13 protein-coding genes and 1 pseudogene are annotated in these 11,316 nt (G+C 39.2%); all 14 read left to right on the top strand.

Annotation, left to right across the window (positions count from 1 at the left end; genetic code table 11):
- Positions 1 to 192: 192 nt before the first annotated feature.
- The gene (locus acsn021_RS19670) at positions 193 to 363 is read left to right on the top strand and encodes a hypothetical protein (protein WP_184093230.1); all 171 of its coding nucleotides are present in this window, start codon (positions 193 to 195) and stop codon (positions 361 to 363) included.
- A gap of 91 nt (positions 364 to 454) precedes the next feature.
- On the top strand, positions 455 to 937 hold the full coding sequence (greA, locus tag acsn021_RS19665; protein ID WP_184093229.1) for a transcription elongation factor GreA: 483 nt from the start codon (positions 455 to 457) through the stop codon (positions 935 to 937).
- 261 nt (positions 938 to 1,198) lie between these two features.
- Positions 1,199 to 2,683 (top strand): annotated as a pseudogene (gene lysS, locus acsn021_RS19660) (lysine--tRNA ligase); the annotation flags it as partial.
- Positions 2,684 to 3,396: 713 nt separating this feature from the next.
- On the top strand, positions 3,397 to 3,660 hold the full coding sequence (locus acsn021_RS19655; RefSeq protein WP_184093228.1) for a hypothetical protein: 264 nt from the start codon (positions 3,397 to 3,399) through the stop codon (positions 3,658 to 3,660).
- A gap of 51 nt (positions 3,661 to 3,711) precedes the next feature.
- Entirely contained in the window at positions 3,712 to 4,629 is a 918-nt protein-coding gene (locus acsn021_RS19650) for a ParM/StbA family protein (protein WP_184093227.1), read from the top strand.
- 5 nt (positions 4,630 to 4,634) lie between these two features.
- Complete coding sequence (locus acsn021_RS19645) at positions 4,635 to 5,078, top strand: hypothetical protein (protein ID WP_184093226.1); 444 nt, start codon at positions 4,635 to 4,637, stop codon at positions 5,076 to 5,078.
- 13 nt (positions 5,079 to 5,091) lie between these two features.
- Positions 5,092 to 5,265: a hypothetical protein gene (locus acsn021_RS19640; RefSeq protein ID WP_184093225.1), complete on the top strand. Its 174-nt coding sequence runs from the start codon at positions 5,092 to 5,094 to the stop codon at positions 5,263 to 5,265.
- Positions 5,266 to 5,695: 430 nt separating this feature from the next.
- Positions 5,696 to 5,893: a DUF6133 family protein gene (locus tag acsn021_RS19635; RefSeq protein ID WP_456298285.1), complete on the top strand. Its 198-nt coding sequence runs from the start codon at positions 5,696 to 5,698 to the stop codon at positions 5,891 to 5,893.
- Positions 5,883 to 6,353 (top strand): prepilin peptidase, encoded by a 471-nt coding sequence (locus acsn021_RS19630; protein ID WP_184093223.1) that lies wholly within the window; start codon positions 5,883 to 5,885, stop codon positions 6,351 to 6,353. Before acsn021_RS19635 ends, acsn021_RS19630 begins: the two co-directional genes overlap by 11 nt.
- Entirely contained in the window at positions 6,340 to 7,110 is a 771-nt protein-coding gene (gene cpaB, locus acsn021_RS19625; protein WP_184093222.1) for a Flp pilus assembly protein CpaB, read from the top strand. The genes acsn021_RS19630 and cpaB overlap by 14 nt, the downstream gene beginning before the upstream one ends.
- A gap of 2 nt (positions 7,111 to 7,112) precedes the next feature.
- Positions 7,113 to 7,946 carry an AAA family ATPase gene (locus tag acsn021_RS19620; protein ID WP_184093221.1) on the top strand — a complete coding sequence of 278 codons (834 nt, stop codon included), beginning with the start codon at positions 7,113 to 7,115 and terminating at the stop codon, positions 7,944 to 7,946.
- 161 nt (positions 7,947 to 8,107) lie between these two features.
- Complete coding sequence (locus acsn021_RS19615) at positions 8,108 to 9,505, top strand: ATPase, T2SS/T4P/T4SS family (protein ID WP_456298284.1); 1,398 nt, start codon at positions 8,108 to 8,110, stop codon at positions 9,503 to 9,505.
- Positions 9,502 to 10,431 carry a type II secretion system F family protein gene (locus acsn021_RS19610; protein ID WP_184093220.1) on the top strand — a complete coding sequence of 310 codons (930 nt, stop codon included), beginning with the start codon at positions 9,502 to 9,504 and terminating at the stop codon, positions 10,429 to 10,431. Before acsn021_RS19615 ends, acsn021_RS19610 begins: the two co-directional genes overlap by 4 nt.
- A gap of 5 nt (positions 10,432 to 10,436) precedes the next feature.
- On the top strand, positions 10,437 to 11,306 hold the full coding sequence (locus tag acsn021_RS19605) for a secretion protein F (RefSeq protein WP_184093219.1): 870 nt from the start codon (positions 10,437 to 10,439) through the stop codon (positions 11,304 to 11,306).
- Positions 11,307 to 11,316 lie beyond the last annotated feature (10 nt).

Genomic DNA, 11,316 nt, shown 5'->3' with positions numbered 1-11,316 from the left:
ATTATCCTCCTTATGAATGTAGTAATGGGGTTACTGTGCAAAAGACAACAAAAGAAAGAGTCACCTTAAGCGCGCCTCAATTACTAATATATGTATTTAGAAAAAATACCTATACTAGAGAATAGCACTATTCGACACCTGTGTAAAGGGTTTCTTCCAACTTATTTAAAATTTTAATAAAAGCGCCTTAATATGAAAAAATATTTATATATTATACAAAAGAATCTGAATCTAAGGTATAATTTTAAGAGTACCTTGATAAGATATACAATAGTCTTTGGAGGAGCGAATAATAGTAAGAACGGCTCTTCTGCAACAGCCTCTGAAAAGGGGATAAAATCTGCTAAAGTATTAGATAAATAGGACTTTAAGCTGTTGACAAGGCTACAGTGATACGTTATAATACTTTGAATGTATCGTAATATCGATTAAAACGGAGGAAGGGTGTTTAAATATGGCAGATAAAAAGAACATATTGACCTATGAGGGATTAAAACTTTTAGAGGAAGAACTTCAGGATTTAAAAGTAAACAAAAGAAAAGAAGTTGCCCAGAAGATAAAAGAAGCCAGAGAACAAGGCGATTTATCTGAAAATGCTGAATACGATGCAGCGAAAGATGAACAAAGAGAGATTGAAGCCAGAATTGAAGAAATAGATAAAATTCTTAAAAATGCAGAAGTTGTTGTTGAAGATGAGGTAGAAGTAGATGTTATCAACATCGGCTGCAGAGTTAGAATTATTGATCTTGAGTATGATGAGGAAATGGAATATAAAATTGTTGGTTCTACAGAAGCAAACAGCCTGAAAGGTAAGATTTCTAACGAATCCCCTGTAGGCAAGGCCTTAATTGGAGCAAGAATTGGAGATGTTGTTAGTGTAGAAACCCATTCAGGCGTCTTACAATATAAAATAGTAGAAATTCTGAAATCAAATTAAATTTTAAGAGTGAATCAGGGGCTGTTGCAAAGTGGATAAATTCATCTAATAAATCCATGCATAACCCCTGTTATTTCCTTTGATACCCTGTATATGGCACAGATTTATTGTATTGCCAATACAGGTAGGATGACAGCAGGCTTTAATTTAGGACATGTTTGTCCTATCCTGGCATTAGGTGTAAGAGGTAGTTGTGAAACGTTCCATTTTATTTTAGCAAGGTTTTGCAATTATCAAATCAATTGAAAGAAAGGGTGAAAGATTGTGGCTGAAGAAAAGATACAGGCGGAACAGGACCTAAATGAACTGTTAAAGATAAAAAGAGCAAAACTCACCGAATTAAAGGAAAATGGTAAAGATCCATTCCAGATTATGAAATACGATGTGACTCATCATTCAGCAGAAGTAGCAGCAGAATTTGAGCAGTTAGAAGGCAAGGAGGTATCCATAGCCGGTCGTATTATGTCTAAGAGAATCATGGGTAAGGCTTCCTTTTGTAATATTCAGGATATCAAAGGGAATATCCAGTCTTATATCAGAAAAGATGCAATCGGCGAAGAGGAATACGCTGATTTTAAAAAGTATGATATTGGAGATATCATAGGAATTACAGGTGAAGTTTTTAAAACTCATACGGAAGAAATATCAATTAAAGCGACTAAAGTAGTTTTGCTAACCAAAAGTCTTCAGATACTTCCAGAAAAATTCCATGGATTAAAGGATACGGATACTCGCTATAGACAAAGATATGTAGACCTAATTGTGAATCCGGAAGTAAAGGATACCTTTGTAAAACGTTCCTTAATTATACGTGAAATCCGCAGATACTTGGACTCTAAAAACTTTATAGAAGTGGAAACACCGGTATTGGTACCCAATGCAGGCGGTGCCGCAGCCAGACCTTTCTTGACACATCACAATGCCCTGGATGAAGATATTCATTTAAGAATTTCTCTTGAGTTATATTTAAAACGTCTAATTGTCGGCGGTTTAGAAAGAGTATATGAAATCGGAAGAGTATTTCGAAATGAAGGACTTTCTGTAAGACATAATCCTGAATTTACATTACTTGAGTTATATCAGGCATATACAGATTACTATGGTATGATGGATTTAGCGGAAGAATTGTATCGTACAGTTGCGAAAAATGTTCTTGGGACAACCCTTATCTCATACGACGGAGTGGAAATTGATTTATCAAAGCCTTTTGAACGTATGACAATGTTAGAGGCTGTTAAAAAATATTCCGGCGTTGACTTTACGCAGGTCACTTCCGAAGAGGAAGCAAAAGCGCTGGCAAAAGAACATCACATAAAATATGAAGACCGACATAAAAAGGGTGATATTATTAATCTTTTCTTCGAAGAATTCGTAGAAGAGAACTTAATACAACCCACCTTTATTATGGATCATCCTGTTGAAATTTCACCATTAGCAAAAAGAAAACCGGATGCACCAGATTTTACAGAGCGTTTTGAGTTGTTTATTACAAAGAGAGAAATGGCAAATGCTTTCTCTGAGTTAAATGATCCAATTGACCAAAGAGGCAGATTTGAAGCCCAGGAAGCACTTCGTGCAGCAGGAGATGAAGAAGCCAACTCTCTAGATGAAGATTTCTTAAATGCCCTGGAATATGGTATGCCGCCAACTGGTGGTATTGGTATCGGTATTGATCGTTTGGTTATGCTGTTAACAGATTCTGCGGCAATCAGGGATGTATTGTTGTTCCCGACGATGAAGAGCTTGGAGAAGTAAGTTCAGTAAAATCAAGGGTTTGAGGCACTTCGCTAGTCCTAAGTACAGCAAGAGTACAGCAAATTTACAGCGTATAGTACAGCATAATACGTGATAATATAAATTTGCATCCAGAGACCAATTTAATATTTTGCACTTTAAGGACATTTTTCTAGAAGAAATTTTAGAAAGATGTCCTTTTTTTGCTTGCGTAGAAATCATAGTATTATTGGAAAAATCTAAAAAACTTATTTGATAATGGATTTACCATTACATGGTAAGTTTATAAAAATATTTACCATGTGGCGGAATGTTCAAATGAACCTATCTGATGTAATCTTAATGCATCAACTAAATAGCAGTTACAGCATGGAAAATTCCGGTGTATATCTGGACATAAAATCAGTCAAGGCTTGCCACGAGAGTCGAAGGACCGAAAGGTGAAGAGGGAGCGAGTTTAAGGAAAAGCATGAATATGGCGGAAGGATAATAACCTACACGGGGGTCTAACGAGAACTCCCAATCCTCGAAATGGCAGAAGAGGGGATTGCATCAAGAAATTAATTTGAGGCATCGTAATCACAATCAAGTGACATGCGGCGTTAATTCGCCAGTAACTCCCGGGGATGAGTACATCCCTTGTGTACGGGGCGATGAGGTGCTTTGAGAGAAGCGGCGTACACTTACATAGTATTTTGCTATGAATAAAGTAGGAGGATGTAAGCGTGCGAATTACAACAGTTACAAGCAAATCAGCGGACAAGGATACAAAGAAAAAGTATGAATTAGAGCGAGATTTAAAATCTTGTATGAAATGTAAATTTTTCTGGGGCAACAGTCATGGCTGTTCCAGAAAACAGTGTTATAAAGAAAAAAGACAGCCAGTAGCAGAGAATGACCAAAAGAAAAAGGAATGCGAGGGATGTGCCTATCGGCAGTCCGAACGATATTGCTTTCCCTGCATGAAAAAGTTATTAGAGAGAAAGTAGGCTGTGTAGATGAAGTGGTTATTACATATCAAAAACAGGAGGGATAAAACGGTGAATAATAAGATTGAAGTAATAGGGATTGATCATGGCTGGAGTCATATGAAAACTCCAACAACAGTGTTTACTACATCCATAAAAGAGAATCCGTCACCTACATTTTTTAAGGATGTGTTGGAGTACAAGGGTAAGTACTACAACATTGGTGGTGAACGTCTGGAGATTAAGAATACCAAGGTGGAAAACGATGATTTTTATCTGCTTACCTTGGCAGCCATTGCAAAGGAGTTAGAAAAGAGAGGAAACATTACAGAAGCAACGGTGTATTTGGCAGTGGGTTTACCGCTGACAAGGTTTGGAGAGGAGAAGCAAGCATTTATTGAGTACCTGTCAAAGAATCAGGAAGTCCAGTTTAAGTTTGAAGAAAAGCAGTACCATATCAAGATTGTAAAGGTTTCGGTATATCCTCAGTGCTATTCGGCAGTTACAGAGCTGATACCAAATTTTCAAAGAAGAGCAGTGGTGGTAGACATTGGTTCCTGGACAATTGATATTATGCCGGTCATTAATAAAAAGCCGGATGACAGAAAGTGTAACAGCCTACCACACGGATTAATTACCTGTATGAGAGAAATTAACAGAGACTGTGTTAAAAACTTTAACTATGAATTGGAAGGAGTCGATATCGAGCATTATATCCGTCACCATCACTTAAACAATGTACCGGAAGAAGTATTACAGTTGGTAGACCGATATCTGAAAAGCTATGCCGACATGGTAATTCGTTCACTAAAGGAATTGGAAATCAACATTCAGACGACGCCCATTATTATCGTAGGTGGGGGAGCAAGTGTTGTGAAGAACTATGGCAGTGTGAGGCTGCCCAATATTGAATATAAGCTGGATGTCAAAGCCAATGCCAAGGGATATGAAATGATGGCAAGAATAGCTCTTAGAAATGTAAGGGGGTAGGGAGTATGGGAAAGGTAAAAAATAAAGATGATGTGATTCAATATACCTTCCGTTTGAACTTGACAAACCAAGAGCATCTAACCATACATCAGACCTTGCAGAACTTAAATAAGGGAATTCATAAATCACAGAATCAATTTATCACAGATTCGATTCTCAGAAATATTCGGAACTATGCAAGAGAAGAGCTATTAAGTGAGGCTGCTTTGGAACAGGAACTTGGTACTGGATATATAAAAAGAAAAGAGCTGGAAGACTTGGAACAACGAGTAACGGATAAAGTGATGAAAGAGGTAGTGAATCTCCTTTGTTCCTCTCTTGCAGGACGAGCAGGTATTGGTGCACCAGCAATGCCATATGTGGCGGAAAATCCAGAGGTAATTTCAGAGAATAAGGATAGGCTGGAAGAAGATGAAGTCTTATCTTCCTTATCCAATGTATGGTCATAGGAGGAACTGAGCTATGAAAAAGATGGTTACATGGGTGAGAGTAGCAGCACTTACTTTGCTGAAATGGATAGGAATACTTCTTTTGAGCGGTATAAAACTTGCATTGGAACTTGTGAAAGTTATACTTTGGTTATTTGGGCTTGTGGCAAGAATTTTTATGGCTTTTGTGAGAGTAGGAACGCCGTAGATATCATTGGAGTTGGGTAGTATAAAATTTAAGGATTATCACAAGAAAAACAGGTTCAATAAGAGAGTATATTAGCTATCATATATATCAGAATGTAGGGAAAGGAATTGAAATGAATCGGATACGGGACAAACCGGATTAAGGGTTGTTTCGTGTAGAAATTAAATATTCACTTATAGAGTGGGATGGTACACGGACAATCTGCCATCCACTTTATGGGGTGGATGGTTTGGAACAAAGAAGATATCAAACTGGCTATGTAAGTAACATAGTAAAAATGTTTGCGAAAGCAGTTTTATAAGCATTCAGAAAAAATAGGTTAAGACAGGTCTTTTTATGCTGTCTTATTTTTTTACAACAAAACAAGCAAATAAAAGAAAGAATGAGGAAGATTAAGATGAAAAAGTTTGGAAAGAAAGTAAGCAAATTCATGGGAAAACAGGCAGTGAAGGTACAGCTTGCACTAAGCAATAATAAGGGGGAAGGCTACATCGACACCGCGGTCAAAATTTTAATTGCAGTTGTGCTGGGAGCATTATTGCTAGCAGGGTTATATGCATTGTTTGGAAATATTGTAATGCCCACCCTAAGCAGAAGAATTCAGGACATGTTTAATTATGCAGGCTAATACCATGCTTCAGGCAGTGCTATTTTTTATCCTGATGGTGGGAGCAGCGTATCTGGATATTCGAAAGCGGGTGATACCGACCGTTATCTGGTGCTCTGTTGGAGCAATCTCCTGTTTGGATTTTAGACCAATCCATCTCATGGGAATTTTGGCAGCAGTACCTTTGTTAATCATTGCGGTATGGATAGCACCAAACCGCTTAGGTGGTGGCGACATAAAGCTGGTCGCTGCCACCGGGCTGGTGCTCGGATTACAAGAAACTAATATGGCAGTTATCCTTGGACTCTCCTTACAAATCGTAGTATTTGGCTTTGTATTTTTACTACAAAGAGTTAAAGCGAAAGAGAAGGGACGAAAAGACTTCAAAGACTGTTCCATGCCATTGGCACCGTGCCTGACCATTGGATTTTTGTGTATTTATAGTTTGAAATTAGGAGGAGTTATCAATGAGCTTATTTAAAAATAGAACCGTTGTGGGAATCGGCTGTATTATTCTTTCCCTGCTCATCTGCTTTGGGATTACGCCTATGTTTAATCGGCAGGTGAATCAGAAGAAGGAGATTATCCGGGTGGTAAAAGAAATAAAGACGGGAGAAATCATTACCAAAGATATGATTCAAAGTGTGGAAGTAGGAAGTTATCAGCTTCCAGAAAACGTGATTCAGTCCAAGGAAACGGTGTTAGGTTATTATGCGTTGGCTGATTTATCGGTGGGAGATTATATTCTAAACACAAAAGTGTCAGAAACGCCACAAGCTGAAAATGCCTATTTATATCAGTTAGATGGAAGTAAACAAGCAATTTCTATTACTCTGAAAAACTTTGCCAATGGACTATCTGGCAAGTTACAGAGTGGAGATGTGGTATCCGTGATTGCACCAGATTATAAGAAGCAGGGGCTTACGGTAATCCCACCGGAACTTCGGTATGTAGAAGTGATTTCGGTTACTACGTCCAGTGGACAGGATGCAAATACAGGGAAGGGGAAAGAAAGCAAAAAAGAGGAGAGAGAACTGCCCTCTACCGTTACCTTACTGGTGACACCGGAGCAGGGCAATATTTTGGCAAACCTGGAAGCGGATGGAGAAAGCCATCTTTCCCTTGTGTACCGTGGAGAAGCGAGCAATGCCAAGAAATTTCTGGAGGCACAGGAGAAAGCATTGGCAGAATTATATCCTGATACAGAAACCACTTCGGAATATAAAGAGGGGGAATAAGAATGTTGCAATTTAAAAAGGATTCTATTTTTACCCGTAATAACAAGAGTAAGACTTGTGTAGAAGAACTTCCTCAAGGTGGTATTTTTGCAGTCTGGGGGAGTCCCGGTACTGGGAAAACTACGGTTGCGGTAAAGCTTGCAAAATACCTGGCAGATCATAAGAAAAATGTGGTGTTAGTGCTATGCGATATGACGGCACCCATGCTTCCTTGTATTTGTCCGCCTTCTTCTTTGGAAATCCAGAAAGATTCCGCTCGACCCTTGGGTTCATTAGGAAGTATTCTGTCTGCAACCCATGTAACGGATCAACTTGTAAAAAGTAATATAATTACTCATAAGAAACTGGCATACCTGACCATGATTGGAATGTTAAAAGGAGAAAATGAATACACCTATGCTGCCTATTCAAGAATTCAGGCAGAGGAATTTCTTACAGCGCTGCGAAAAACAGCACCCTATATCATTATTGATTGTAGCAGCTATATTGCAAATGACATTTTATCAGCAGTTTCTATTATGGAGTGTGATGCTATGCTTCGCCTATCCAACCGTGACCTCAAATCCATTAGCTATCTTTCTAGTCAGTTGAAGCTTCTGTATAGTGATGCAAAGAATTCTGGTAAGCAGTATAAAGTGTTGTCAAATGTAAAACCAAACCAGGGGGTAGAGCATATGGCAGGAGCATTGGGTAATATTGATTTTCAATTACCCTATTCCAGAGAACTGGAAGAACAATATCTTGCTGGTACATTACTGGAAGATATGAATTTGAGAAATAGTAAAGCATTTTGCTCAGAAATAGAAAAAATCGCAAAGGAGGTGCTGGGATGCTAAAGAAGAAATGGTTGCAGAAAGAAAAAGAAAGCAAAAACAATTCCGTGCAAAAGGTAAGTTTAGATAATGAGACAGAAGAAAATCATCCTTTCTGCCAGAGAGAAAGTGATTTTAAGGAAAATCAAATGAAAGAACGAATGGACGAGCTGTTGAATCTGGCAATGAATGAGCAGGCAATCCACCCATCAACTATTTTCTCAAAACACCCCACCCAGGATTACATACTTTCTACCGAATTGGAACAAAGAGAATTTCAAGATGTTTTAAAAGAGGTACAGGAGTATATTTCAGAGCGATACTCCGAGTTGATTACCAATCAGGAGCTGGAAGATGCCAAAGAGCAGATGAAACGCTATATCCATCAATACATTCTGGAGAAAAAAATTAGCGTAAAAGGGATGGAGAGTCAGGAACTTATTGACGCCTTATATACCGAGATGGCAGAGTATGGGTTCCTTACCAAATATATTTTTGGAAAAGGGATTGAAGAAATCGATATTAATTCCTGGCAGGACATTGAGGTGCAGTATTCCGATGGAAGAACTGTAAAGCTGGAGGAGCATTTTGAATCCCCGGAGCATGCCATTCATGTAATCCGAAGAATGCTTCATGTATCAGGAATTGTGTTAGATAATGCAAGTCCTGCTGTTTTGGGTCACTTGTCTAAGAATATTCGTATTGCCGTTCTAAAAACACCTCTGGTAGATGAAGATGTAGGAGTAGCAGCTTCCATTCGTATTGTCAATCCTCAGAGTATGCAAAAGAACGACTTTGTCCAGAGTGGAACAGCCACGGGTCAAATGCTGGATTTTTTGTCCAACCTCATTCGTTATGGAATCTCTATTTGTGTGGCAGGAGCAACCAGTTCCGGTAAAACCACGGTACTTGGCTGGCTCTTAACCACCATTCCCAATCACAAGAGAATCTACACCATTGAAACGGGATCAAGGGAATTGGATTTAACTAGGTTCCAAGAGGGTAAGGTGGTAAATTCCGTAATCCATACCATTACCAAAGATAGTGAAAATGAGAAGCAAAAGATTGACCAAATCAAGCTCCTGGATATGGCACTTCGATTCAATCCGGATATTGCGGTGGTAGGGGAAATGAGAGGAGCAGAAGCCAATGCGGCACAGGAAGCAGCACGAACGGGGATTGCAGTTCTCACTACAATTCATGCCAATTCCTGTGAATCGACCTATCGCAGAATGGTCTCTTTATGCAAACGTGCCGTGGATATGTCCGATGAGACCTTGATGGGCTACGTAACAGAAGCCTATCCCATTATTGTATTTTGCAAGCAGCTGGAAAATAAGCAGCGAAGAATGATGGAGATTATGGAGTGTGAAATTCTGCCCAATGGAACCAGAAACTATCGAACCTTATTTCAATATGTGATAACAGAAAATTATATGGATGAGGCAAGGAAGTTTTGCATTAGCGGATATCATGAGCAAAAATCCAATATTTCCGAAGGACTTTCTAAACGGTTATTAGAAAATGGAATGCCGCTTGAATTAATCCATTCCATGAAAGCAAAGGAGGAAGCAGTGCTATGAATTTAGTTTTATTAATTGCCAGTCTTAGCATGATTATGGGATTTTTCTTGCTATTGTCCATTCAACCAAAAGAATTAACATCACAGATTTTCAATGGGCTTACACGTACCCCAAAAAGTATACGAGAAGAAGTGAAGGAAGCCACGGGGCAAAAGAAGCCTTCCATTTTCAAACGGGAAGTGAAGGAGATTGAATCCATCTTAACCATTACAGGCAGAGAACATCGTTTTCCCATGATTTGCGCCTGCTCTCTTATTTTATTTGCCATAGGAGCGTCCATTGCGATTCTGTTAGAAAACGTATTTTTAGTGCCGGTTTTGGCAGGAGGATTTCTTTTTCTTCCCTTCTGGTATGTTAGACTGACTCAGACCCACTATAAGAAGGACATTGCGGCAGAACTGGAAACGGCGCTTTCTATCATTACAACGGCATATCTACGAAACGATGATATCCTAACAGCGGTGGAAGAAAACATGGATTATCTGAATCCGCCTATTTTATCCGTGTTTCAATCCTTTGTATACCGAATAAAAATGATTTACCCGGACATTACAAAAGGTATTTTGGATATGAGAGGGAAAATTGAAAACAATGTGTTTCAGGAATGGTGCGATGCCATGATTGCCTGCCAGTATGATAGGAGTCTAAAGACTACTTTGACACCCATTGTATCTAAACTATCTGATATGCGGGTGGTAAATGGGGAATTGGAGAATCTGGTGTTTGAACCGAGAAAAGAGTTCATTACCATGGAGTTTCTGGTGCTTTTGAACATTCCACTCTTGTACTTTCTGAACAAAGACTGGTACCATACCTTGATGCATACCCTACCGGGGCAATTTATTGTGGCAATCTGTCTGGTCGCCATATTTGTATCCACGGCATTTGTAATCCGGTTGACACAGCCCATTGAGTATCGGAGGTAGGGAACATGAATGTTATGATAGTATTTGGTGTATTACTTGCAACGGGGTTGTATTTGATAGTTGCAGATTGTTTAAAGTTACCACGATATGGAACAAGCAGGGCAATGATAACCGCAAGCAGGAAACAAAATAAAAAAGTAAATAGTTTGGACACCGTGTTAAGTGGGTGGTCTGTTGCATTGGGAAGGCATATTCCTATGGATGAATATAAAAGGCACAGGTTAAGCAACACCTTACATGCGGCGGGAATCAGCCAAACACCGGAAGAGTATGTGGCATATGCCCTGTTAAAGGCTGGCCTTATAGGGATGGGAGGAGTTCTTTCCTTATTCGTTGTACCTTTGCTTACACCTATTCTATTCTTTCTGGCAATCGCTATCTATTTTCAGGAAAGTAAGAAAGCAGATAAGAAACTATCTGCCAAACGAGAACGAATTGAATCCGAATTACCAAGGTTTGTTGCAACCATTACCCAGGAGCTAAAGGCAAGCAGAGATGTCATTGGTATACTGGAACATTACAAGAAAAATGCAGGAGAAGCTTTTTGTTATGAACTGGATGTGTTAACAGCGGATATGCGTTCCAGCAGTTATGAAGCGGCGCTTACCCGGTTTGAGGCAAGGCTCAATTCCCCCATGTTATCGGACATCACAAGAGGGCTAATCAGCGTCCTTCGTGGAGATGATGGAGCCATGTATTTTCAAATGCTTTCTCATGATATGAAGCAGTTTGAATTGCAACGATTGAAAGCAAAGGCAATGAAGATACCGCCTAAAATCAGAGTATTCAGCTTTGTAATGCTGTTATGCTTTGTCATGACATATGTGGTTGTTATCTTTTCAGAGATTTTACAATCCCTTCGGGGATTGTTTTAGGAGGTGGCAG

Origin of the sequence: Anaerocolumna cellulosilytica (genome assembly GCF_014218335.1) — a bacterium.
GTDB classification, from domain to species: Bacteria; Bacillota; Clostridia; order Lachnospirales; family Lachnospiraceae; genus Anaerocolumna; species Anaerocolumna cellulosilytica.
This window is presented reverse-complemented; position numbering and strand designations above follow the sequence as displayed.

Excerpts from the sequence above, each read along its gene's own strand:
- acsn021_RS19670 (WP_184093230.1), top strand. The coding sequence starts at position 193 with ATGAAAAAATATTTATATATTATACAAAAGAATCTGAATCTAAGGTAT.
- greA (WP_184093229.1), top strand. The coding sequence starts at position 455 with ATGGCAGATAAAAAGAACATATTGACCTATGAGGGATTAAAACTTTTA.
- acsn021_RS19645 (WP_184093226.1), top strand. The coding sequence starts at position 4,635 with ATGGGAAAGGTAAAAAATAAAGATGATGTGATTCAATATACCTTCCGT.
- acsn021_RS19640 (WP_184093225.1), top strand. The coding sequence starts at position 5,092 with ATGAAAAAGATGGTTACATGGGTGAGAGTAGCAGCACTTACTTTGCTG.
- acsn021_RS19635 (WP_456298285.1), top strand. The coding sequence starts at position 5,696 with ATGGGAAAACAGGCAGTGAAGGTACAGCTTGCACTAAGCAATAATAAG.
- acsn021_RS19630 (WP_184093223.1), top strand. The coding sequence starts at position 5,883 with ATGCAGGCTAATACCATGCTTCAGGCAGTGCTATTTTTTATCCTGATG.
- cpaB (WP_184093222.1), top strand. The coding sequence starts at position 6,340 with ATGAGCTTATTTAAAAATAGAACCGTTGTGGGAATCGGCTGTATTATT.
- acsn021_RS19620 (WP_184093221.1), top strand. The coding sequence starts at position 7,113 with ATGTTGCAATTTAAAAAGGATTCTATTTTTACCCGTAATAACAAGAGT.
- acsn021_RS19615 (WP_456298284.1), top strand. The coding sequence starts at position 8,108 with ATGAATGAGCAGGCAATCCACCCATCAACTATTTTCTCAAAACACCCC.
- acsn021_RS19610 (WP_184093220.1), top strand. The coding sequence starts at position 9,502 with ATGAATTTAGTTTTATTAATTGCCAGTCTTAGCATGATTATGGGATTT.
- acsn021_RS19605 (WP_184093219.1), top strand. The coding sequence starts at position 10,437 with ATGAATGTTATGATAGTATTTGGTGTATTACTTGCAACGGGGTTGTAT.